Genomic DNA, 23,374 nt, shown 5'->3' on the forward strand with positions numbered 1-23,374 from the left:
CGGTCGCCGCGGAGAGCCCCCGGCAACACCCCACCATTGTCTCACCGACTCGCCCACCGGCGGAAGGATGGTCTCACCCCCGAATACCAGAACGCCGAACACCCAACGAACACCCGAACACCCAACGAAAAAGCCTTCCCCCCGATGGGAGGGAAGGCTTCATTCGCGAGAGAGGATCAGCGCTCGGAACGGTTGATGGCGGAGATGATGGCCTTCAGCGAGCTGGTGGTGATCGAGGAATCGATGCCCACGCCCCAGATGACCTGCGTCTCCGGCTTGTCGCCGATCTCGCATTCCACGTAGGAAGCGGCCATGGCGTCGGTGCCGGCGGTCATGGCGTGCTCCACGTAATCCATCACCGAAACGTCGATGCCCAGCGCGGAGATCGCGTTGAGGAACGCGGCGATCGGACCGTTGCCCACGCCGGAGAGCTGGCGTTCCACCGGCTCGGCGGTCCTGTCGGCGCCGCGATCCAGCACGGTGGCCTTGAGCACGGTGTCGGAACCATCCTCGCCGGAGGAGACGGACACCTTGAGCAGCTTGAGACGGCCCCACTGCTTCAGCGTCTCATCGTTCGTATCGCCCACGATCTTGCCGGCCGAGGTCACGCCGCCGGACTCCACGGGCAGGTACTCGTCCTTGAACAGACGCCAGATGTCCTCGTCCTTGACTTCCTTCTTGGTGTCGTCGGCGTACTTCTGCACGATCTTGTCGAATTCGACCTGCAGACGCTTCGGCAGATCGAGGTTGTGATTGGTCTTCAGCAGATAGGCCATGCCGCCCTTGCCGGACTGCGAGTTCACGCGGATGATCGCCTCGTACGTACGGCCGATGTCCTTCGGATCGATCGGCAGGTACGGCACCAGCCACACGAACTTGTCGAGATCGGCGCCGGCACGGTCCGCGGCCATCTGACGGGCCTCCAGACCCTTCTTGATGGCGTCCTGATGGGAGCCGGAGAACGCGGTGAACACGAAATTGCCGGCGTACGGGTGACGTTCGGAGATCTTGATCTGGTTGCAGTACTCGACCGTCCTGCGGATCTCCGGCACGTTGGAGAAGTCGATCTGCGGATCCACGCCCTGCGTGAGCAGGTTCAGGCCCAGCGTCACGAGATCGACGTTGCCGGTGCGTTCTCCATTGCCGAGCAGGCAGCCCTCGACGCGGTCGGCGCCGGCCAGCACGCCCAGCTCGGTGGCGGCCACGCCCATGCCCTCGTCGTTGTGCGGGTGCAGGGAGAGCACGATGGCGTCGCGGTTCCTCAGATGCGTGGAGACGTACTCCACCTCGTCGGCGAACACGTTCGGCGTGGTCATCTCCACCGTGGCCGGCAGGTTGATGATCATCGGGTGTTCGGGCGTCGGCTTGATCACGTCGATCACCGCATTGCACACCTCGACGGCGTACTCCGGCTCGGTGCCGGTGAACGATTCGGGGCTGTACTCGTAGTAGAGGTCGATGCCCTCGGCCTCGCCTTCGAGATCCTTGCACAGCTCCGCGGCGTCGGTGGCGAGCTTCGTGATTTCGGCGCGGTTCTTGCGGAACACGACCTCACGCTGCAGCACGGAGACCGAATTGTAGAAGTGCACGATCGCACGCTTGGCGCCCTTGAGCGCCTCGTAGGTGCGGCGGATCAGGTGCTCGCGGCACTGGGTGAGCACCACGATGGTCACGTCGTCGGGGATGAGCTCGCGCTCGATGAGCATGCGGATGAAGTCGAAGTCGGTTTCGGAGGCCGAGGGGAAGCCCACCTCGATCTCCTTGTAGCCCATGGAGACGAGCAGATTCCAGAAGCGCAGCTTGCGCTCGGAGTCCATCGGGTTCACCAGCGCCTGGTTGCCGTCGCGAAGATCGACGGAGCACCAGCGCGGGGCGCGCTTGAAGGTCTTGTTCGGCCAGGTGCGCTCCGGGAAGCTGAACGGCACCTGAAGTTCATAGGATGCGTACTTGTTGTACGGCATGTTGCTCGGCTTCTGCGGGGAGCCGATGAAGCGTGCGGGAGGCAGCAGCGGGTCGTTGTTCCCTCCGTTGGATGCCGCAGCCGCAGCTGCAAGATCGAATACCGAATCGACGTCGGGATTGTGATCCTGGCCCATAACTTCCTCCTTTTCCATATAGTCTGCGCATACGCAGTCGGCGCAATCGCGCCATGTTTCCTTGTGCCGCATGGAGACCGATCCACGACCACCACGGGCAATTCCCACAGTCTACAATCCGGCAACAACAGAAACACCCGACCGGGGGCGATACGCCTCCGATCGGGTGTTCAATTGGACTGCCGGACCGTCCGGTCGCCGGTCATCCGCCGCCTACTCGCTGGCGACCAGCGAGGTGCGGGGCGTGAGATGGTCGGTGAAGAAGCCGATCAGCGATTCGACCGCGTCACGGCTTTCCTTCAGCCACGGCATGCCGACGATGAAATTGTGCGGCAGGCATTCGCGCGACCCGGCGCGATAGTCGAGCACCTGATGATCGATGCCCAGATCGCGCAGCTTCGCTCCCAGCTCCAGACTCGTGGCCTCAAGGAAGTCGTCGGTGCTGGTCGCCACCCACGTCGGAGGCATGGCCGCCGCGCCGAGCAGATCGTCGAGACGGGCCAGCCCGCTGCCCTGCACCATACCGCGGTACCGCTCGAAGAACGGTTCCAGCTCCTCGACCAATCCTCCCGCGTCGCGGGCCGACGGGTCGAACAGCCGGTCGAGGTTCAGCATGGTCGACTTGAATCCCACGGCCAGCACGCCGAACTTCACCGGATGCACGTCGAGCAGATCGGCGTATACGCCGTTGTTCATCGCCGCCAGCAGGTGCAGAGCCTGCACCGCGCCCGCGGAATCCGCGGTGATGAACGCCTGATCGGCGTCGAGCAGATACCGGGGGCCTTCCTCGCGCATCCATCGGGTGACCTGGGCGAGCTCGCGCAGCTGGTCGATGAAATCCACGGCCGGGTAGAGCGAGTAGCTGACGCTGACCACGGCGTAGCCATGCTGTGCCAGCACGATGGCATGAGCCCTGTTGATCTCCTTGAATCCGTAGAAGAACGCACCCCCGTGAATCTCCAGAATCACCGGGATCGGAGCCCCTCCGCGCACCACGGCGTCACGGGGAAGCAGCACGTCGAGCAGATGCTCCCGCCCCGCCGATGCGGCATCGGCACCACCCATGTAGGGGATGTCGCGGTACAGCACCACGTCGTCGGGAATGTCGCGTTTGAACGCATACCTCGGCAGATCGTTATGGGCGAAGTTCGTCCGATGCTGCAGGATGTCGGCCGCAACGGACGGATCCACCCCGGCGAGATCCTCGTCGAAGTACGTCCACTCCTGGGCGATCCTCTTCTGCTCGTCGGTCAGACCGTCGTTCCTGTCGAACATCAGCGCATCGGCACCCTGCAGATCGGCCTTCTGCGTAGTCGGCAGCATCAGATGTCCTCCTTCATGTCCTCAAGCTCGACGCCGTTGGTCTCCGGCAGCTTCTTGGCGATGAACCAATAGCCGAGCACCGCCATCACCGCGTACAGCGCGAACGTCCAGGTCAGGCCGAGGCTGTCGCGCAGCGGCGGGAAGGTGGTGGAGACCAGGAAGTTGCCCACCCAGTTGGCCGCGGTGGCGAGAGCCACGCTGACGGCGCGGATGCGGTTGGGGAAGATCTCGCCGATGACCACCCACATGGCCACGCCCCAGGTGGCGCAGTAGGTGAGGAAGAATCCGTAGGCGCCGATGATCATGATGAAGGCCCACGCACCCGGCAGGTTGATGCCGCCGTCGGCGGTCATCGTGGACTGGCTGAAGCATACGGCGACCACCACGAGCAGCACGGCCATGATCAGCGAGCCGACCTTGAGCATGGCGCGACGGCCGACCTTGTCGATGATGAGCATGCCGAGCACGGTCACGGCCGTGGCGAGCAGGGCGCGGACCACGGCGATGGTCATGGATGCGGACTCGCTGAAGCCGACCGCCTTCCACAGGCTGGAATCGTAGAACATGATCACGTTCGCGCCGGAGACCTGCTGGAACAGGGCCACGCCGATGCCGACCCACACCACGCCCTTGAGGCCGAGCACGCTGCCCTTCAGATCGCTGACCTTGGGCTGGGTCTCACCCTTCAGCGTTTCGGCGATCTGCTTGACGGTCTGGTCGGGACGGGTGTCGCCGACGACTTCGGCCAGCACCTTGGCGGCTTCGGTTCCGCGGCCCTTCATCACCAGATAGCGCGGGGATTCGGGCAGTGCGAAGGTCAGCACGAGCATGATCGCGCCGGGCACGGCCGTGGTCATCAGCATCCAGCGCCAGGTCTCAAGGCCGGCCCAGAAGGCGGTGGCGGCGCTGCCGGAGCTCAGCAGGTAGGAGTCGTTGACGACCAGCGAGGCGACGATGCCGAGCGCGATGGCCATCTGCTGGAATCCGGTGAGGAATCCGCGCCTCGATGATGGCGAGATCTCGGAGATGTAGGCGGGTCCGATGGCGGACGTGAAGCCGACGCCGAGGCCGCCGACGATGCGGAAGATCACGAACAGCGCGATGTTGTGCGCCAGACCGGTGAACAGCGCGCTGAGCACGAACAGCACGGCGGCGATCTGCATCACGCGCACACGGCCGATGCGATCGGCCAGCGTTCCTGCGAACCATGCGCCGACCACGCAGCCGATCATGGCGCTGGACACGGAGAATCCGCTCATCGCCGCGTTCAGGCCGAAACCGGCATCCGGACTGGCGATCGCGTCGACGGCACCATTGATCACCGACGTATCGTATCCGAACAGGAATCCACCAACCGCTCCGATGGTGGCGACGGTGATCAGCTTCGCATGCAGCTTCACCGGTACTTCATTACCCTGACTCATGTTCCCTCCTTTGCGATTTCCATGAATCTCAAGGCTCAGCGTACTGATCCAGCCCCGTGCGCACCGCGAGGGACTGTGACCTGTTCGGAGCCGATCTGTGACCCACCCGACCGGTTGGTTTCACGATCGGTTGGTTTCATGCCCGACCGGATTCACGCTCGTTCGGGTTCACGCCCGGTCTGAAGCGCCGGCGTCCTCGGCCGACCATTCCCCGGTGGGCCATTCCCCAGTCGGCCAATCCGTATTGGGCCAATCCTGCCCGGCATACCTGCGCTCATTGCAACGGTACTGATCCGGCGTACAGCCGAACTTGCGGAAGAACACATGACGGAAACTCTTCTCATTGGCGAAGCCGGACATCCTCCCGACCTGACCGATGGGAATGTCGGCGTCCCGCAGCTGCTCGCAGGCCACGTCGAGCCGCAGTTCATTCACGTATTCCCGGAACGAGACGCCCGCATACTTTTTGAAGAACCGCGAGAAGTATTCTCGGGAGTAGCCGAAATGGCGGGCCACTTCGGTGGTGGTCAGCGGATCCATGAATCGGGTCTGCACGTATCGGTGCACCAGGGCGATCGTCCGCTCGTCGCGCGTGGAGGAGTCGCCGCGCAGATCATCCGGGGAGACGAAGCTTCCGAACAGTTTGGCGATCAGCGAATAGAACAGGGAATTGGCTTCGAGATACCGGACCGGCGAGTCGCCGACCAGCAGCGAATACAGGTCCTCGCAGTCCCCGACCAGCACACGGGAGCCCTGCCGGTTGCACCGCTGATAGTCGAGCGAACGCTGCGCCTGCATGATGTTGGGGAACACGGAGGCCATATCGGCCGGATTGAGCGTGACGGACAGCGCACGAGGCGCGACCGACGCGGGATCGCCCTCCATCATCCGTATCGCATGCATGGTTTCCGGCGGCACGACGAATATGCCTCCCGGATCGAGTCTCAGCGTCCGATCCCTCAGCGAGACCAGCACCGGGCAATCCTTGGCGTACAGCAGTTCCAGGCCGGCATGCCAGTGGAACGGCGCCTTGTCCCACGAAGCATGGGCCAGAACCAATGCCGGAAACTGCGGAGAGGAGATCAGCAGCTCCTGTCTGCTTTCATCGACGTATCGCATGTCCGTCCCCTTTGATCACAACACATGGCCAGAGAACCATCCGACACCGATACCATATCCCGAGCACCGAACGCCGGCCCGGATGAGGTGGCTCAGACGCAGGCCTCCACGTCGAAGGCTCGCCTGTCGGCTCGCATTTCACCTACAGGCAGTTCCACCGCCTGCTTCACGGTGAAATCCCCTCATCAGTCAGCCTTCGGCTGACAGCTTCAACCGCAAGAACGGACGGCCTACAGCCGCATCTCATTAGCTCGCCTTCCCCTCCGAGGGGAAGGTGGCCGGCGAAGCCGGACGGATGAGGTGGCTGCGATGTGAACTGCGCCTCACACGATGCGACGATGGGCGGCCCAGCGGGCGAGCTCGCCGCGGTTGGACAGCTGAAGCTTGCGCAGCACCTTGGAAACATGGGTTTCCACGGTTTTGACGGAGATGAACAGTTCGGCGGCCACCTCCTTGTACGAGTAGCCACGGGCAATCAACCGCATCACCTCCTGCTCGCGCGGACTGAGCACATCAATGTCGATGTCGTCCCGCGTATCGATGTCGTCCCGCATGCCGGTGTCGTCCCGGAACCGGCCGGACGGTATTCCCTCGCCCCCCGCGTCGACCGACACGGAATCGACTCCCGAAGATCCTCCTCCGGGACCGAGCGCGTTGAGCACGAATCCGGCGAGTTTGGGGCTGAACACCGCATATCCGTCCGCCACCTGACGGATCGAAGCCACCAGATCGTCGGCGGTGATGGTTTTGGTCACATATCCGCGAGCGCCGGCACGAATCACCGCGCCCACATCCACCGGAGCATCGGACACGGACAACGCCAAGTACAACGTATGCGGGGCGGCCGCCACGCTGCGCAGAATGATCTCGGAACCGCCGCCTCCCTCGCCGCCCGGCACATGCACGTCGAGCAGCACCACGTCGGGCTGGGTGTCGGCGATCATCGCCACGGCGCCCTCCACGTCCCCGGCCTGCCCGACGATCTGAAAATCGGGGGCCACCGCATTCAACGTACTGATCACACCCGCCCGAAACAGATCATGATCGTCCACCACGCCGATTCGCACCGTCTTGTTCTCTGATTCCATCGCCATCACACCTTTTCCTGTGTCTTCCTGTGGTCAAAACCCGAGTTGTGAGGCTTTGCTCCGCGATCCGACCGTTCAACCCATTGAAGAATCAACGTTTTCGTCGCCCTTGACCGCGTTCTCCCCAAATATAACCCACACAACTCGCCGATTCAGCCTTCCAATGGCTGACCGAGCCTGATTTCGGTGCCCCAACCCGGCCTGGAGACGATTTTCGCCGTGCCGCCGGCTCGCCGCATACGACCGATGATCGATTCCTTGACCCCCAAGTGGCCAGCCGGCAGAGCATCGGGATTGAACCCGCGCCCGTGATCGCGCACGAACACCTGCAATCGCCCGTCGCTCACCTCCATATAGACGGCGATCGGCGGAGCGCCATGCTTGGCCGCGTTGGCCATGGCCTCGGCGGCGGCGTCAAGCAGCGACGCGAACTCAGGAAGATACCGGCACTCGCCCACAGTCACCACCTCGATGGGCCGCTCATAGGTATCCTCCATCTGGGCTGCGACCCGTTTGAGCACCCGAGAGAACGGCTCGGAAGCCTTGGAGTCCACGGTGGCGGACGGTACGACAGACCCGACATGGCCGACAGAGGCGACAGACCCGTCCGGCATAGCCGGCGAGGACGGTTGACTCCGAACCGTCACAGCCGAAGCAGAGCCATCGTTCTTCGAAGCATCGGAACGCCCTCCCCCGGCGACCGCCTGCGGATCGCCGTACAGCCATTCGCGCAGATCACGCTCCTGCGAGCGCGCCAGAGCCGCCACCTTCTGCGGGTCATCGGACTGCAGCTGGATCAGCGCCAGCGTCTGCAGCACCGAATCATGCAGCCGCGAGGCGATATCGGCCCGCAGCTCCTCGCGGGCGGTCTGCGCTCGTTGCGCGCCAAGATCGGAGACCAGACTGATCCACCACGGCGCGATGATCATTCCCACGGCGAGCAGCATCACCAGTCCGGCGAGCGCGCCGATCAGCAGCACGCCGATGCTGGAGAACAGCGAGAACATCACCAGCACACCGAACAGGGTGAGCCCGATGCTGCAGCCGATGAGCACGATGGTCGACCGGCTGGTGTGCACTTCGGGATGCAGCCGGTCGTCCATGATGAAGCTCATCAGGGTCCATCCGATCGTGATGCCGATGAACACCATGGCCAGGCCGAGCACCAGTTCCTCGGGCAGTCCGGAGACCGTCCCCCAGATCGCCAGTCCGATGGCCAGCACGCAGACGAGACCGAGCATCATTCCCGCGGTCGCCGGTTTGATGTGGCGTTCCCGTTGGGCGTCCCGCGCGCGACTGGCCGCGTCGACCAGCGAGTCGAGGGTGGTGCGTCGCAGCGGGGAATCGAACGAAGCCCTCTGGTCGGCGTGAGGGTTTCCCGACCGTTCGCGACCGGACGGTTCAAACGTTTCGGCTTTCCGCGTCGTTTCGGAAGTCCCGCCGCCCAACGGCGTTGCGCCCTGCGGTGTACGCATGATCAACCCTTTCGCGTTCTCGATGCCCGTTATCGTCAACTGCCTCAACCCTAGCAATCACAGTGCGCTCTCATTGGGGTGTTAGGGGACGTCCATGCGGGAATCAGGGTTCTTTCAGGGTGTTCCCCCATAGCGGCGGCGAGTGGATTGCGGTGGAATGGAATCAGCAGGAACCACGCGTCATGGCAGGCGGAACGACCGTTGATGAACGGACCGGCCGCTCGGCATGGCGCCCGACACGGTATCCGGAAGGATGATCACCATGACCAATGCAGGAACCGGCCCTCAGTATCCGGGTCAATATCCTGGATCGCAGGGCAATCGAAACAATCAGAACAACCCCTATAACACGTTCAATCAGAACGATCCGAACGGGCAGTACGGCCCCGCAAACGGGCAGGGCAGTCAGTACGGTCAGTCCAACCAGTACGGACAGTACGCTCAGTACGACCCGTTCAACCGTCCGAATCAGCAGGGCCGGACCGGCCAGCCGAATCAGACCGGCCAGCCGTATGGTCAGACCCCGTACGCCCAAGGCCCGTATGGCCGCCCGCCGCGTCAGGCGTTGGGATCGGAGTTCTTCAACTGGATTCGGTCGTTGAATTTCTACCGCAGCTCCGACCGCTGGGTCGGCGGTGTCTCCGGTGCGATCGCCAACCGCATCGGCTGGGACCCGTTGATCATCCGCATCATCTGGTTCGCGTTCTTCTGCGCGGCCGGATTCGGCGCCCTGCTGTATGGCGTGGCCTGGATGCTGATGCCTGATGAGCGCGACGGCACGATCGTGCTTGAGGAGGCGATCGTCCACGGCAAATTCCCGTCGGCGTTCTGGCTGTCGCTGCTGTTCATCATCATCGGATGCCCCGGAAGCGCTTTCGCGGTACCGTTCATTACGATTCCGGTGTTCATCGCATTGATCGTGGCGGCGATCGTGCTGTATAACCGCGACCGCAAGAAGAAGGCGGGGCCCGACGTGCGATCAGGTCAACCGCAGCCGGGACCGCAGTCCAACGGCACCGCACGGCCCGGTCAGCAGCCGGGACCGCAGCCGAACCAGCCAAATCCCGGCAATCCCTACGATCCGCAGCGCGGTCGATCCGGTTTCAATCCAGGTTCCGGCCCCACCTACTATGCCGGCCCGCAGCGCACGCAGCCCAAGGTTCCGACCGTCGTCTACCGACGCAGGCCGGCCGGCCCGGTAGTGGTGGGCATCGCCTCCGGTCTGATCCTGATTTCGCTGGCCGTGCTGGTCGCGATGGTGGCGTTCGGGTTCATACCCGGCGAGGTTTCGGTGCTCACGCTGATCGCCGTATGGACCCTCGGCATCACGCTGGCGCTCGGTCTGCTGACGATCGTGCTCGGCTTCATGGGTCGCAAGGCCGGCGGGCTGATCCCGATCACCATCGTGGCGGTCATCGCCTCGCTGTGCTCCTACGCCCTGCTGCCGTCCGCGCACGTATCCGGCGCGACCATCGATGCGTTCAACCGGTCCAGCGGCTATAGCACCACCCTCTACTCCCAGAGCCAGACGTTCCGTACCAACGATTGGGAATCGCTGGTGAACGGCGGTCTCAAGGCCGTGAACTCCACGGTGCTCATCGATCTGCGCAGCTGGGGAGGCTCCTCGGAAGGCGACGGTCTGAACTACTCCTATCTGGACTATCGCGGATGCCCGACCGGCGAACTGGATCTGGAGGCCGTGAACTCCTCGGTAACGCTGATCGTGGACAGCGGATGCGCCACCGGCATCGGCGATGTGAAGCAGGCGTTCAGCCAGGTCGCCCTGGAGGATTCGAACGGCACCCGGTACAGCACCGGGCAGCCGATGATGATCAACCGCAGCGGGAATTCGTCCTATCCGTGGGAGCAGGGCTATGAGGACACGGCCGACAAGGCCGCGTATGTAACCGGCGATCTGGTGTTCTCCTCGGTCACCGTGCTGCGCGAGCTGCCCAGTGATTCCGATTCCTCCAGCTCCTCCAATCCGTATACCGACTGACGAGCCGGCCGATATCGACAGACATGACAGACACGACAGATGAAGGCGAGACGATCATGAACCAGAACAACGACACCATCCGCGCCACGGCGGATGACTTCACCGACACCGTGGCCCTGCAGCAGGGCGACGCCGACGAACAGCATCATGTTGACGGACCGGTCCGCGCCGACGAACCGATCCGTGGCAACGACGACGATACCGTGGCGTTCCCGGAGATCGCGGCGCACAAGGCACTGGCGGCGGCACCGACCCAGACCCTGAATCCGGAGCGGATCAAGGCGCAGAACGCACAGACGGAGACGATGACGCCGCTGACCGACACCACCGCCATGCCGGTTGGGGCGAACGGGGCAGACAGCGTGCCGACCACGGTTATCCCCACGGCTGGCGAAAGCGGCCCGACGGCCACGGCCGACACCGCTGCCGAACCGACAGTGACTGAACCGACAGTATCCGAACCGACAGTGGCCATTCCTGCCGCGGAAACACCCCTGCCAAAACCGTTGACGTTGGCGGATCTGACGGCGAACGGGCGGCCGGGCAACACCGAGCCCGCCGCCCAGCCTACCGTCCAGCCGATGACCGGCAAACCCGCGGGCGCCCTGGCCGGCACCGAAAGCCACACCGCCGATGCCAACGGCGGCGGGAACACCGGCGTCAGCGCAGGCAACACCGACGGCCCTGTTCTTGGCACCCCCATCTCAGACGGTTCCGCTCCTGCCGACGCACGCCAGCAGGAGGCGTGGCAGCAGCAGCAGGCTGCGGCGCAGGAGTATGCGGACGAGGCGAAGCGCAACAGCTACCCCGGATCCGGCACCACATACCAGCAGATGGCCGGCACCTCCTACGCCAACTATCCCGGATGGCATCAGTACGCGCCGGTCAGGCCCGCCATCGAGTACAAAACCGGTCCGAGCGCGCCCACCATCGTATGGGGCGTGATCATCGCAATGGTGGCGGTTGGCGGACTCGCTGGTTCGTGGATGTTCGGTTTCAGCCCCACCTCATGGTCGGTGCTGCTGATTCTGGTGCTGGTGGTGCTGGGCATGGTACTGGTGATCGGCGGCATGGTGGCCGCGTTCCGGCGTCCCGGACGCCAGTCGCGCGACAAGACCACCGCGACCAAGACCACCGGAGTCAAGCACGCCGGAGTCAAGCACGCCGAGCCGAAGCAGTCCGAATCCGGACAGTCGGAATCCGGCAACGGCGGAAAGACCAAGTGATTCCGGCGGATCGTCACATGTAGTGGAACAGGGAGACGCCGCGTCGAGCCATACAGTACGCATTACCCAGCCAGGTGTGTTTGCTGGTGGGCCATACCGCACCGAGACGCGGCGCCCCCTGACTCATCCAGATGCTCGGCACCCGGCCATCCGCACTGCGGGAGCCAAGCAGATTGAACCCGTTCTTATGCACCAGCCAATCCGGATGCTGCGTGGCGATGGCCAGACCCTCCTCAAGGGTGAGAGGAAGACGGCCGTCGGATTCCACCAGCTTGCGGGCGATATCCGGCTCGCGATTGGTGTATTTGGTGCCGGTATGCGGATCGATCACCACATAGAAGGGGCCTTCGGGAGGTTCGAAACCGTCCTGCGGCAGAAAACTGGCGATATCCCTCGGAGGCATGGTGGTGAATCCGGCCATGCGGTTGATGCTGGTTCGGGAGATCAGCGATTCCGGAGAGACGAGTTCTCGCGTCGGCACCAGAAGAATGTTCGATCCCAGATCGGACTGCTCCAGAGCGGTAATGATCGGCGTGGCCAAAGCCCGGAACGCGGCCGCGGAAAGATCGGCGACATCCGGATATCCAAGAGCCACGATTCGGTCGAGCTGCTTTTGCGCTTCGCGAGATGCTTCAGACATGCCTACCAGTATCCCCATCGACAATGACAAAGCATGCTCTTGCCTTCCCCTGGAGGGGAAGGTGGCCGGCGCAGCCGGACGGATGAGGTGACCCGGACGGAACAAGGTTCAGTTCCTGCACCGCCCGGCCCTCATCAGTCAGCCTTCGGCTGCCAGCTTCCCCCAACGGGGGAAGCCTGAAAAACAGCCAACCGCAAGAACGGACGGCCTACGGCCGCATCTCATTAGCTCGCCTGTCGGCTCGTTCCTACAGCTCGCCTGTCGGCTCGCCTGAGTCCTAGAAACGCCTCCGGCGTTTCCTTAACGGGTTCAGCCCACGGGGGGGGGGGAAGCCCGAAGGACGATCACAGCTGATCGGCACAGTGCTGTCTGTCGCCGATCACAGCTGATCGGCGAAGTGCTTCCTCGCTACGATTTCGGCGAGCTCGATGGCGTTGAGGGCGGCACCCTTGCGCAGGTTGTCGTTGGTGATGAACATCGACAGGCCCTTCTTGCCGTCCACTGCCTGATCCTGACGGATACGACCGACGAAGCTCGGGTCCTTGCCGGCGGCGAGCTGCGGGGTGGGGATGTCGTCCAGCACCACGCCCGGAGCCTTGGCGAGCACCGCGCGGGCCTCGTCCGGCGTGACGTCCTTCTCGAATTCGGCGTTGACGCTCATGCCGTGGGCGGTGAACACACCGATGCGCACGCAGGTGCAGCTGGCCTTGAGTTCGGGCAGGTGCAGAATCTTACGGCTCTCGTTGCGCAGCTTCTGCTCCTCGTCGGTCTCCTCGCTACCATCGTCCACAATCGCACCGATGAACGGCACGGCGTTGAAGGCGATGGTGCGCACCACCTTGGTCGGCTCCGGGAAATCAATGGCGGAACCGTCGAACACCAGCTTGTCGGCACCCTGCTCGATGGCGGCCTTAGCCTCGTTCATCAGCTGCAGCACGCCGGCGCGACCGGCACCGGAGACGGCCTGATAGGAGCTGACGATCAGTCGCCTGAGGCCGAACGCATCGGAAAGAGCCTTCATGGCGGGCATGCATGCCATGGTGGTGCAGTTCGGGTTGGCGATGATGCGGTCCGGCACATCGTTCAGATCCTCGGGATTCACCTCGGCCACCACCAGCGGCACGTTGTCGTGCATACGCCACTGGGAGGAGTTGTCGATCACGTAGGCGCCGGCCTCGGCGAACTTCGGAGCCCACACCTTGGAGGTGCCGCCGCCGGCGGAGAAGACGGCGATGTCGATGCCGGAAAGATCGGCCTTGGCCACATCCTCCACCACGATGTCGTGACCACGCCAGTTCAGCACGGTACCGGCGGAATGCGCGGATGCAAGGAACCGCAGATCCTTCACCGGGAAGTCACGCTCATCGAGAATGCGGCGCATCACCATGCCCACCTGACCGGTGGCGCCCAGCACCGCTACGTTTACGCCCTTATCGTTGATTTGCACCATTTCAGTGTCCTTCTCTTGTTCCGAACAGTTCCCAGATTTCCCAGACGACCGACCGGCGGCCGGGCGAGCGGATCAGCGGCCGGTACCGCCGTAGACCACGGCCTCAACCTGATCGGAGTCCAGGTTGAAGGCGGTGTGGATGGCACGCACGGCGTTGTTGAGATCGTTCAGCGGCACCATGGCGGAGATGCGGATCTCGGAGGTCGAGATCATCAGCACGTTGATGCCCTTCTCGCTCAACGCGCGGAAGAACGTGGCGGCGATGCCGGAGTGGGTCTTCATGCCGACGCCGACGAGCGCGACCTTGCCCACCTCCTTGTTCATGTCCACGGTTTCGTAGGCCAGCTCCTCGCGCTTCTCGTCAAGCACCTGCTCGATCCTGTGCAGCTCGGATTCGGAGGCGGTGAAGGAGATGTCGGCGGTGCCGGTGGATGCGGCCGCCTGCACGATCATGTCCACGTTCACGCCGGCTTCGGCGAGGCTGGTGAACACGGAGGCGCACACACCGGGACGGTCCGGCATGCGCCGCAGGGTCACCTGCGCTTCGGTGCGGTCGTGCGCGATGCCGGAAACGACCGGATCTTCGGGGCCGAGATCGGGGAAGAGATCGCCCATGGACTTCGATTCGTTGCTCATTGTTTCACCTTTGGGGTTGGTCTGGATTGGTCTGGTTGGTTGACGGATGACTGGTTGCTGAAGCTCGCTCGTCGGATCGCCCGACTGACTACCGCAGATTCGGAATGCTGCGCGGGTCCACGCCGTCGGGCAGCACCAGCGTACCCGGGCGGTGGGAGAAGGAGCTGCGCACATGCAGCGGCATCTTGAAGCGTTCGGCGTACTCCACGCAGCGCAGCGCCAGCACCTTGGAACCGCAGGCGGCCATTTCGAGAATCGCCTCGTAGCTGATCGCGGGGATGCGGCGCGCGGTGGGCACGATACGCGGATCGGCGGTGAAGATGCCGTCGACGTCGGTGTAGATCTCACACACGTCGGCCTCCAGCGCCACGGCCAGTGCCACGGCGGAGGTGTCGGAGCCGCCGCGGCCAAGCGTGGTGGCATCACCTTTGGCATTGATGCCCTGGAACCCGGCCACGATGGCCACGTCGCCGCGGTCGAGCACGGCCTTCACACGCGCGGGCTTCACGGCCTTGATATGCGCGGCACCGTATCGGGTGTCGGTGAGGAAACCGGCCTGCTGACCGGTGAACGAACTGGCGTGGGAGCCGGCCGCGTGAATGGCCATGGCCAGCAGGCTCATCGAGATGCGCTCGCCTGCGGTCATCAGCATGTCCATTTCGCGTTCGGGCGGATACGGATCGATGTCCTTGGCCTGATCGATCAGATCGTCGGTGGTGTCTCCCATTGCGGAAACCACCACGGCCACATCGTTGCCTTTCTTCTTGGTATCGATGATGCGGCGGGCCACGCGCTTGATGGAATCGGTGTCGGCCACCGACGAACCGCCGAATTTCTGAACGATGAGTGCCACTTCAATCCAATCTCGTGTCGTGCCGCAGCGGTGGAATCCCGCCACGCAAGTAGTCTTCTACTCTACGCAAACGGCAAGATTATAAGGATCGTCGCATTGCGAATACGGTACGTCGCCAGCATTTGGACACTGTTTACCGATCCGTTACGCCTCGCGACGGCCGACGAGAGCGCGGCCGAGCGTGATCTCGTCGGCGTATTCCAGATCCCCGCCCACCGGCAGACCGCTGGCCAGTCGGGTCACCTTCACTCCGCACGGGGAGATCAGCCGTGACAGATACGTGGTGGTGGCCTCCCCTTCGATGTTCGGGTTCAGGGCGAGAATCACCTCCTGCACGTCCTCCGTGCCCTGAGCGGCCACGGACTCCCCGGACCGCGAATCATCGTCGGGATCGCCCGCCGTCTGCGGGGAAAGTCTTCTGAGCAGCTTCGGGATGTTGAGATCCTGCGGGCCCACGTTCGCCATCGGATTGATGGCGCCGCCGAGTACGTGGTAGACGCCGCGGAACTCGCGGGTGCGTTCGATGCTCATCACGTCCTTCGGCTCCTGGACCACGCAGATGACGGTGTGGTCGCGACGGGGGTCGGCGCAGATCGGGCACGGACTGGTTTCGCACACGTTGCCGCAGATGTCGCAGAACCGTACGCGCGCCTTCACCTCGGTGATCGCGTCGGCCAGCTCCTGCGCTTCGGCGTCATCGACGCCGAGCAGGTAGAACGCGATGCGCTGGGCGCCTTTCGGCCCGATGCCGGGCAGTCTTGCGAACGAATCGATGAGATGCTGGATCGCTCCGTCATACGCCAGTGCCATGGCATGTCCTTTCCGTAATGTCCACGATCCGCGCCGCAGATTCCTCCATCAGTCCGAATCCTTGTCCTTCTGCCGTTTGGCGGCGATATTGCGCGGATTGTTCGGGTCGTTGGCGGAGAGCTCCTCCACGGTCTTGACGTCGAACATGCGCTTGAGTTCCTCCACGTCGAGCGCGGTGTCGGAGCCGAGCACGGCGTCGTCCATCGAATAGTCGTCGTCATCCGGATCGACCTGCGGTACCGGCCGGCCGGCAGCGACGCCGTTCGCGCCGAAACCGCCCGGGGCACCCGATCCTCCCGGATTGTTCGGACCGTTCAGACCGTTCGGACCACCATGACCGGCATTCGCCGTGTGGGCGAATCGTTGCCGTGCGGTCGGGTCGAAGTGCCGTTGCGGCTGAGTATGCGACGCGGACTGGGCATGCGACGCCGATTGGGTCATCTGTCCGGCGGCCTCCCAGCTGGTCGGCGCCGGAGCGGGACCGGCCGACTGCCAGGGATCGGTGTCGTCGAAGCCGGGATCGGCCGGCGGCATCGGAGCGTTTGACATCTGCTGCCACGGATCATCAGGGTCGGGGGGTACGTCGGCATGACCGGTCGGAGCGGACTGTGGCATTGCCGAAGACTGTGGCATCGCCGAAGACTGTGGCATCGCCGAAGACGGCGGCGTCACCGGCGACGATGGCGTTGCCGGCGCATTGCCGGAGGGCTCGGGCGAACGCTGCGCGGAAGACGCGGGAACGCCGACGGGCACGGCCGTGTCGGCGGACGCGGGAGAGGCCCAGGGATCCACGCCGTCGCTGAGATCAGGGACGGCCACATGCTTGACATGATGAGGCTCACCTGAGCCCCTATGGTGTTCCGACTGCTGGGAAAGATCCTGATACGGTTCGGGATCGCCTCCGGGAATGGCCCACGGATCCTGCGAAGCGTTCCGTTGTGGACCGCCTCGATCGGCGTCGGTGTCGGCCGCGCCCGCGGAACCGGAGTCCGCATCGGCATGGGAGGAACCATGATGGCCCGATTCGGCATGATCGGCGGTGGATCGACCGGCGTGACCGGTGTCGGATACGGGATCCACGGTCTTCGGTGCAGACGCGGCCTTGGCCAGCGAGGCCATCGAGCCGAGACTTTCCTGCAGCAGCTGCGATTTGATCCGTTGACGCTCCTCGACGGGAAGCTTGCTCAGCGGCGGTGCGATCTGACCGTCGGCCATCTTCTTCGTCGGGGCGAGCGAGATCTGCGGGCCGAACACCTGATGGGTCCGGGCACGCACGATATCGACCACCTTGGTGGTACCGTCCACGCTTTCGGAGGCCACGCCCATCGCAAAGGCGTATTTGTTCAGCGCGGTGGCGAACTTGATCCACAGACGCATCTGCCCGGTTTTCGGGTCGGGGGAAAGATGCACGCGCGGTACGCGGTCACGGCTGACGTATGCGCGCACATCCTGTGGCAGATCGGCGACCAGCGCATCCCATTTCTCGTCCGGCGTGCGGGTATCGTCCGGGTGATCGCCCGCTGGCTGGGCGGGTTCGGTCGGCTGAAGCGGCTGTTCGGACCGAAGCCGCTCGGACTGAGACTGCACGGACTGAGACTGCACGGACTGATTGAATCCGTGTTCCGGCTGATCGGATCCGTGTTCCGGCCATCCGCCGAAAGCGGTCGAGGAATCCTGCGGCGCCGTCGCAGTCAAGGAGGAATCCTCAGCGTCGTTCCGGCGTCCCGCGAATCCTTCCTGCCGAGCCGGCTGAACGGACTGTACTGATTGTGCCGGCTGATCCGACTGAGCAGTCTGTACAGACTGTGCGGCCTGTCGGGCGACATTGCGGCGCGCGCCGGCGAATCCGTGCGTTCCCGCAGCCGGCTGCCCACCGTGCGTGCCGGAAGCCGACGAGCCTGCGCCTACGGCGGCAGAGGTTGCGCTCCCGTCCGCGCCGGATCCCGCAACCGGCATGCCGGTGGAGGAGCCGGCCGCGGCCAATGCGGACTGCGGCACCAGCAGTCGTGCCGCCAACAGTTCCAAACGCATACGCGGTGAGGTCGCTCCGCTCATCGAGCCGAGGGCGTCGTTGACGATGTCAGCGATCGACGTGAGCCGTGCAAGCCCCAGCTCACCGGCCTGACGCTTGAGATCATCCAGATCCTCGGCTTCGGCGTCGTCGCTCAGCACCGATTCGGCACGCTCGCCCGCGATGCTGATCACCAGCAGATCCCGCACGCGCGACAGCAGATCCTCCACGAATCTGCGGGGGTCGAATCCGCCGACCACCACCTTTTGCACCACGCCATACAGCTTCTCGCCGTCCGCCTCGATCACCGCGTCCACGGCGTCACCGATCAGCGCGTCGGGCGTGAAACCGAGCAACGCCACGGAAGCGTCGTGGGTGATCACGCCATCCACCGCGCCTACCATCAGCTGGTCCAGCACGGAAAGCGTGTCTCGCATCGATCCGCCGCCCGCGCGCATCGCCAGCCGAAGCACACCCGGCTCGGGCTTGATGCCCTCCTTGCCGCAGATCTCCTCCAGATACGGCCCCATGATCTCGGGCGGCACCAGACGGAACGGATAATGGTGGGTACGCGAACGGATGGTGCCGATCACCTTCTCCGGCTCGGTGGTGGCGAAGATGAACATCACATGGTCCGGCGGCTCCTCCACGATCTTCAGCAGCGCGTTGAATCCCTGCTGGGTAACCATGTGGGCCTCGTCGAGGATGAAGATCTTGTAGCGGTCGCGGGCGGGGGCGAAACCGGCGCGTTCACGCAGTTCGCGGGCGTCGTCCACACCGTTGTGCGAGGCGGCGTCGATCTCCACCACGTCGATGGACCCCGGCCCTCCGGTGGCGAGATCCCGGCAGCTTTCGCATTCGCCGCACGGATGCGAGGTGGGGCCCTTCACACAGTTCACGCAGCGGGCGAGGATTCGCGCCGAGCTGGTCTTGCCGCAGCCTCGCGGACCGGAGAACAGGTAGGCGTGCGTGAGTTTGCCCTCGTCGAGGGCATGGGAGAGGGGGATGGTCACCTGATCCTGACCAATGACCCCGTCGAACGTGTCGGGACGATATCTTCTATACAGTGCAAGAGCCATGCGTATAAGTCCTTACCTCAATCCCTCACCGCTACCATCATGCTCAGCCACCTTACTATGTTCCATGGCCGTGGGGTTTCGCGGCTGCGGGTGCGAGCAACGGCATCGCCTCCGCAGCCGGAACGGCCGGTGAGACCAGTGCAGCCGGGGCAACGGGATAACCGGACAACCGAAATGACCAGTGCGACCGGAACGACCGACCGTCGGCTGCGATCACGCGCGTCCCAGTCCGAACTCCTCGCGGTATCGCGCGCGCAGCCGACGCGCGAACACCACAGCCGGGAACACCCGTTCCCCGATGCTTGCCACCGGCCATACGCCCATCAGCGAATTGGTGATGAAGCATTCGTCGAAGGCGTTCAGATCCGACGCAGTGATATGCGATTCCTTCACCGGCACGCCGAGCGCCGGCGCGCCGTCGCGCATCACCCAGTCCCTCAATACGCCCGGCAGCAGACCACAGTCGGCGGCCGGGGTGATCAGCTCGATATCGGGAAGACCGTCCGAGGAATGCTCTCCCCCGCGCTTCACGAAGAAGATGTTCGCATTCGTGGTTTCCGCGATCTCCTCGCGGGAGTTGAGCATCACGGCACCGTCGAATCCACGGGATTTCGTCAGTCTTGTCTCCAGTATGCCGTCGCCCTGATTCAGGGTTTTGTGGTGCACCAGCGGCGACGTCTCATTGCGCAGCACCTCACTCCACATCAGTCGCATCGGTGCGGACGGGTCGCGCCGCTCATACGGATTGGCTCGGGTGGTGACCGCCAGATTCCTTGCCGAAACCATGATCTTCAGCACTTCCGGCCCGGCGACCGCATGTCCCACGAGCGCGGCCATCGGCTCGTAATCCCGTCCATTCGAGCGCACCAGCCGTTCCACCGCCGCGGCCGCCTCTGACGCGTCAACACCGGCACCACCAGTGGCAACGGCACCACCGGCATCGATCCTCCCCACGCCGGACACCCGCGCTATCGACCGACCGTCGATGCCCAGAAACCGCAGTCCTTGCGCCAGCCGACGCATATGCCGATCGAACAGCAGCGGACGCCCCTCATGCACCGCAATCGTTTCGAACACACCCAGACCGAACTGATATCCCTCGTCCAGATAGATCATCGTTCTCCTCCGCGCACGCCCAGTATCTCCAGCACGCCCAGCGCCTCCAGCACGGCCCGCGCCTTATGCACGGCCTCATCGTATTCGGCTTCCGGATCGGAATCCAACGTCACGCCGCCACCGGCACCGACCAGATAATCGAACCGGTTTGCCCCTGACAAACATCCTGTCCCCGCCGACCGGCCTGTCCCCGCCGACCGGTCTGCCCCCGCCGACCGGCCTGTCCCCGCCGACCGGTCTGTCACCGCTGTCCGACCGATCCCCGACGTCCGGACGCACCCTGCCGACCGTTCCATTCGGCATATCGCCGCGCGAATGATGATGCTCAGATCGCACACCGGCTGCGAGCCACGATCCGACCGTCCGGACAACGAATCGCCCATATGCAGCCAGACGCCCGGATCAGCCCCCACATACCCCAGACTGCCGGTGTACACGTCCCTCGGCGAGCGCTCGCATTCGGCGATGATCTCCATCGCCCGGCGTTTGGGCGTGCCGGTGATCGATCCGCCCGGCGACATCATCCGCAGCGCCTCGGAAACCGTCACGCCCGCACGAAGCCGCCCCTCCACTACGGAAACCGTGTGGAACACATGGGGGAAAGCGCGGATCACCTCGAATTCGGGGACGCAGACGCTGCCCGGCGCGCAGATGCGGTTCATGTCGTTGCGCTCCAGATCGGTGACCATCAGCAGTTCGGATCGCTCCTTGTTCGAGCCGCGCAGATCGGCGCGAAGTTCGGCGTCCTCGGCCGCGGTCGCGCCGCGCGGCCGGGTGCCCTTGATCGGCTCGGTCACCACCCTGCCGTCCCAGATCGAGAAGAACCGTTCCGGCGACGAGCTGACGATCACGCGGTCCCCGAAATCCAGATACGCGGCGTACGGCGAGGGATTGTCCGCATACAGGCGTCGGAATACGGTGATCGGCGTGATGTCGCTGTGGACGGTGAATCGCATCGACATGTTCGCCACGTAGATATCGCCGTCGCGCATATGCCGCTGCATGCGCCTGACCGCCTCGATGTAGCCTTCCCGGCTCTGATCGGCTCGGATTTCGCATGCAGGATCGGAACCGGCCGGGTGGCGACGGGACGGACGGGAGTCCCCCGACGGTACAGTGCTTCCCTCAGCCGACACGGTGCCCTCCTCAGACGGCACGGTGCCCTCCGTTGTGCTCAGAGCCTCGGCCCACATGGTTTTCAGCTCCTCGATCTGGGCATCGGCGTCAGACAGCCTGCCCATCGCCACGGCATGCACGGTCCGATCACGATGATCCTCGACCAGCCACATATCGAACCATGCCCATCGGGAGACCCCGTCGTCGTATCCGTGGTATCCGATCGCCCCGGCCGAAAAGGAACCAGCGGATACCGCACAGCCCCCAGGTACCGCACAGCCCTCAGAACACTCGCAGTCCGCGGAAATACGGTATGCCCGCACGCCGATCAGCGAATACCGTGCGCGCGCAGCCGGCCGATTCCCGACGGCCGACGCGATCGACGGTCCTACGGAGTGCAGATAGGCGATATCCCCCGCATACTGTCGTGCGAGGAAAGGCAGCATCTCGATCAACGGCCGGTATGTCAGCAGGACGGAAACCGGAAAGACAGACTGGGCGGCATCAACGGCAGACACGACGATCCTTTCATCCGACCGGAGATCACCGCTCATTCGAGACGGTGCCACCGGAACTCCAAGGACAGTCGTTATCCGCCGCGGCGCCATTCAATCAAGTCAAGCCATGCAGCCAAGCCGTAGAGCCAAGCCGTAGAGCACCGGGGCGGTCCGTAACTGCAAAACCGCCGTCAGTCTACACCCGTCGCGAGGCTGCCGTCTGACCACATATCGCAATGACCACCCTCAGTCAGCGAAGCCGACAGCTCCCGCCGGCAAGAGCGAGATGGAATGCCGGTCCGTTCGACAACACGGACTGAAGAAACAGTCATCTTATTGCAGTACATCGGTGGACTTCCTTTGCAAACGGTGGGAACGAATGCGGTCGGGTCAACGGGGTGCGCGAATATGGTGTGCGGTTAACGACACGGCCGTTGATCGACTCGGATCGACATCGAAGTGCGGTACGTCGAAGCGAACCACCATGATTCACCCCAGAGGAAGGGAACCACCATGCCGGAGAACGGCACCACTGCCCAGCAGCACGCGAAGGACGCGCAGACCACGAATTCCCCAGCCCCCAAGGCACCCGTCATCAACATCAACGCGCTCAACCCCGCCGAAACCGAAGCGGCCGTGGAAAACGCCGGCGTCGCGAAGACCCGCCTCAGCTCAGGCAAGGCCTTCGTCTCCGCCATGTTCGCCGGCGCGTTCATCGGCTTCGGCGCCCTGTTCTTCCTGATCGTCACCTCCGATCCGTCCATGACGTGGGGGCCGAAGCGCTTCGTCGGCGGCCTCGCCTTCTGCATGGGCCTGGTGCTGGTGCTGTGCTGCGGCGCCGAGCTGTTCACCGGCAACTCGCTGATGGCCTCCGACATCGCCGCGCACAAGATCAGCTGGGGGGCGCTCGCCAGGAACTGGGTGATCGTCTGGTTCGGCAATCTCGCCGGAGCCCTGCTGCTGGTGGCGCTGATCGGATTCGCCGGTACGATGGGGGCTTAACGACGGAGCAGTCGGCGACACCGCCGTGGCCACCGCCGCTTCGAAGATCACGCCCGACTGGATCACGCTGTTCTTCCGCGGCATCCTGTGCAACATCCTCGTGTGTCTCGCCGTGCGCATCGGATTCTCCGCACGCTCGGTGGGCGACAAGGTGCTCGGCATTCTGCTGCCCATCGCAGGCTTCGTCGCGATGGGATTCGAACACTGCGTGGCGAACATGTTCTTCCTGCCCGTAGGCCTGCTGTCAAAGCTGCTCGGCTTCGGCGCGGACGCCACCGGCGCGAGTGCCGTCACCGTGCAGGGCATCCTGTACAACCTTTCGGCCGCCACACTCGGCAACATCGTAGGCGGCGCGGTGTTCGTGGCTCTGGCCTACTGGTTCGTCAACGCCAAGCGTTCCCAGAACTGAGAGCC

The 23,374-nt window shown here is 64.1% G+C and carries 17 protein-coding genes and 1 pseudogene; 4 read left to right on the forward strand and 14 right to left on the reverse strand.

Features of this window, described 5'->3' with window-relative positions:
* Nucleotides 1-176: 176 nt before the first annotated feature.
* The 6 genes from leuA to Uis1B_RS01585 form a co-directional block, all read right to left on the reverse strand.
* A complete protein-coding gene (gene leuA / locus Uis1B_RS01560; RefSeq protein WP_101614900.1) occupies nt 177-2,096 on the reverse strand; it encodes a 2-isopropylmalate synthase in 1,920 nt (639 codons plus the stop codon).
* Between the two features lie 213 nt (nt 2,097-2,309).
* Nucleotides 2,310-3,419, reverse strand: a complete 1,110-nt coding sequence (locus Uis1B_RS01565) for an alpha/beta hydrolase (RefSeq protein WP_101614902.1) — start codon at nt 3,417-3,419, stop codon at nt 2,310-2,312.
* On the reverse strand, nt 3,419-4,843 hold the full coding sequence (locus Uis1B_RS01570; protein ID WP_101614904.1) for a sugar porter family MFS transporter: 1,425 nt from the start codon (nt 4,841-4,843) through the stop codon (nt 3,419-3,421). Before Uis1B_RS01570 ends, Uis1B_RS01565 begins: the two co-directional genes overlap by 1 nt.
* A 168-nt stretch (nt 4,844-5,011) precedes the next feature.
* Nucleotides 5,012-5,962 (reverse strand): AraC family transcriptional regulator, encoded by a 951-nt coding sequence (locus Uis1B_RS01575; protein WP_101614906.1) that lies wholly within the window; start codon nt 5,960-5,962, stop codon nt 5,012-5,014.
* Between the two features lie 323 nt (nt 5,963-6,285).
* On the reverse strand, nt 6,286-7,050 hold the full coding sequence (locus Uis1B_RS01580) for a LuxR C-terminal-related transcriptional regulator (RefSeq protein WP_101615076.1): 765 nt from the start codon (nt 7,048-7,050) through the stop codon (nt 6,286-6,288).
* Nucleotides 7,051-7,202: 152 nt separating this feature from the next.
* Nucleotides 7,203-8,525 (reverse strand): ATP-binding protein, encoded by a 1,323-nt coding sequence (locus Uis1B_RS01585; protein WP_133124792.1) that lies wholly within the window; start codon nt 8,523-8,525, stop codon nt 7,203-7,205.
* A gap of 262 nt (nt 8,526-8,787) precedes the next feature.
* Between Uis1B_RS01585 and Uis1B_RS01590 the strand changes: the two genes are divergently transcribed.
* Both Uis1B_RS01590 and Uis1B_RS01595 read left to right on the forward strand, forming a co-directional pair.
* On the forward strand, nt 8,788-10,524 hold the full coding sequence (locus Uis1B_RS01590; protein WP_165782672.1) for a PspC domain-containing protein: 1,737 nt from the start codon (nt 8,788-8,790) through the stop codon (nt 10,522-10,524).
* Nucleotides 10,525-10,580: 56 nt separating this feature from the next.
* A complete protein-coding gene (locus Uis1B_RS01595; protein WP_101614911.1) occupies nt 10,581-11,750 on the forward strand; it encodes a hypothetical protein in 1,170 nt (389 codons plus the stop codon).
* Nucleotides 11,751-11,763: 13 nt separating this feature from the next.
* Here the strand turns inward: Uis1B_RS01595 and Uis1B_RS01600 are convergent, their stop codons facing one another.
* The 8 genes from Uis1B_RS01600 to Uis1B_RS01635 all read right to left on the reverse strand — a co-directional run bounded on the left by Uis1B_RS01600 (nt 11,764) and on the right by Uis1B_RS01635 (nt 21,979).
* Nucleotides 11,764-12,390, reverse strand: a complete 627-nt coding sequence (locus Uis1B_RS01600; RefSeq protein WP_101615078.1) for a DUF5701 family protein — start codon at nt 12,388-12,390, stop codon at nt 11,764-11,766.
* A 379-nt stretch (nt 12,391-12,769) separates the two neighbouring features.
* Complete coding sequence (locus Uis1B_RS01605) at nt 12,770-13,840, reverse strand: aspartate-semialdehyde dehydrogenase (protein WP_101614913.1); 1,071 nt, start codon at nt 13,838-13,840, stop codon at nt 12,770-12,772.
* A gap of 72 nt (nt 13,841-13,912) precedes the next feature.
* Nucleotides 13,913-14,476 carry an ACT domain-containing protein gene (locus Uis1B_RS01610; protein WP_165782673.1) on the reverse strand — a complete coding sequence of 188 codons (564 nt, stop codon included), beginning with the start codon at nt 14,474-14,476 and terminating at the stop codon, nt 13,913-13,915.
* Nucleotides 14,477-14,564: 88 nt separating this feature from the next.
* Entirely contained in the window at nt 14,565-15,329 is a 765-nt protein-coding gene (locus Uis1B_RS01615) for an aspartate kinase (RefSeq protein ID WP_101614915.1), read from the reverse strand.
* Between the two features lie 144 nt (nt 15,330-15,473).
* Entirely contained in the window at nt 15,474-16,139 is a 666-nt protein-coding gene (recR, locus tag Uis1B_RS01620) for a recombination mediator RecR (protein ID WP_101614917.1), read from the reverse strand.
* Between the two features lie 48 nt (nt 16,140-16,187).
* Complete coding sequence (locus Uis1B_RS01625; RefSeq protein WP_101614919.1) at nt 16,188-19,229, reverse strand: DNA polymerase III subunit gamma and tau; 3,042 nt, start codon at nt 19,227-19,229, stop codon at nt 16,188-16,190.
* 213 nt (nt 19,230-19,442) lie between these two features.
* On the reverse strand, nt 19,443-20,345 hold the full coding sequence (locus Uis1B_RS01630; protein ID WP_101614921.1) for an aminotransferase class IV: 903 nt from the start codon (nt 20,343-20,345) through the stop codon (nt 19,443-19,445).
* Entirely contained in the window at nt 20,342-21,979 is a 1,638-nt protein-coding gene (locus Uis1B_RS01635) for an anthranilate synthase component I family protein (protein ID WP_165782674.1), read from the reverse strand. The genes Uis1B_RS01630 and Uis1B_RS01635 overlap by 4 nt, the downstream gene beginning before the upstream one ends.
* Nucleotides 21,980-22,471: 492 nt before the next feature.
* Here Uis1B_RS01635 and Uis1B_RS12410 point away from each other — a divergent pair, with 492 nt between their 5' ends.
* The gene (locus Uis1B_RS12410; protein ID WP_101614925.1) at nt 22,472-22,960 is read left to right on the forward strand and encodes a formate/nitrite transporter family protein; all 489 of its coding nucleotides are present in this window, start codon (nt 22,472-22,474) and stop codon (nt 22,958-22,960) included.
* A gap of 16 nt (nt 22,961-22,976) precedes the next feature.
* A pseudogene (locus Uis1B_RS12415) lies at nt 22,977-23,369 on the forward strand (formate/nitrite transporter family protein); the annotation flags it as partial.
* Nucleotides 23,370-23,374: the final 5 nt, after the last annotated feature.

Origin of the sequence: Bifidobacterium margollesii, assembly GCF_002860355.1 — a bacterium.
In the GTDB taxonomy this organism is placed as follows: Bacteria; Actinomycetota; Actinomycetes; order Actinomycetales; family Bifidobacteriaceae; genus Galliscardovia; species Galliscardovia margollesii.

Bases quoted from the DNA above. Each gene is read 5' to 3' on its own strand.
- leuA (WP_101614900.1), bottom strand. From the start codon at position 2,096: ATGGGCCAGGATCACAATCCCGACGTCGATTCGGTATTCGATCTTGCA.
- Uis1B_RS01565 (WP_101614902.1), bottom strand. From the start codon at position 3,419: ATGCTGCCGACTACGCAGAAGGCCGATCTGCAGGGTGCCGATGCGCTG.
- Uis1B_RS01570 (WP_101614904.1), bottom strand. From the start codon at position 4,843: ATGAGTCAGGGTAATGAAGTACCGGTGAAGCTGCATGCGAAGCTGATC.
- Uis1B_RS01575 (WP_101614906.1), bottom strand. From the start codon at position 5,962: ATGCGATACGTCGATGAAAGCAGACAGGAGCTGCTGATCTCCTCTCCG.
- Uis1B_RS01580 (WP_101615076.1), bottom strand. From the start codon at position 7,050: ATGGAATCAGAGAACAAGACGGTGCGAATCGGCGTGGTGGACGATCAT.
- Uis1B_RS01585 (WP_133124792.1), bottom strand. From the start codon at position 8,525: ATGCGTACACCGCAGGGCGCAACGCCGTTGGGCGGCGGGACTTCCGAA.
- Uis1B_RS01590 (WP_165782672.1), top strand. From the start codon at position 8,788: ATGACCAATGCAGGAACCGGCCCTCAGTATCCGGGTCAATATCCTGGA.
- Uis1B_RS01595 (WP_101614911.1), top strand. From the start codon at position 10,581: ATGAACCAGAACAACGACACCATCCGCGCCACGGCGGATGACTTCACC.
- Uis1B_RS01600 (WP_101615078.1), bottom strand. From the start codon at position 12,390: ATGTCTGAAGCATCTCGCGAAGCGCAAAAGCAGCTCGACCGAATCGTG.
- Uis1B_RS01605 (WP_101614913.1), bottom strand. From the start codon at position 13,840: ATGGTGCAAATCAACGATAAGGGCGTAAACGTAGCGGTGCTGGGCGCC.
- Uis1B_RS01610 (WP_165782673.1), bottom strand. From the start codon at position 14,476: ATGAGCAACGAATCGAAGTCCATGGGCGATCTCTTCCCCGATCTCGGC.
- recR (WP_101614917.1), bottom strand. From the start codon at position 16,139: ATGGCACTGGCGTATGACGGAGCGATCCAGCATCTCATCGATTCGTTC.
- Uis1B_RS01625 (WP_101614919.1), bottom strand. From the start codon at position 19,229: ATGGCTCTTGCACTGTATAGAAGATATCGTCCCGACACGTTCGACGGG.
- Uis1B_RS01630 (WP_101614921.1), bottom strand. From the start codon at position 20,345: ATGATCTATCTGGACGAGGGATATCAGTTCGGTCTGGGTGTGTTCGAA.
- Uis1B_RS12410 (WP_101614925.1), top strand. From the start codon at position 22,472: ATGCCGGAGAACGGCACCACTGCCCAGCAGCACGCGAAGGACGCGCAG.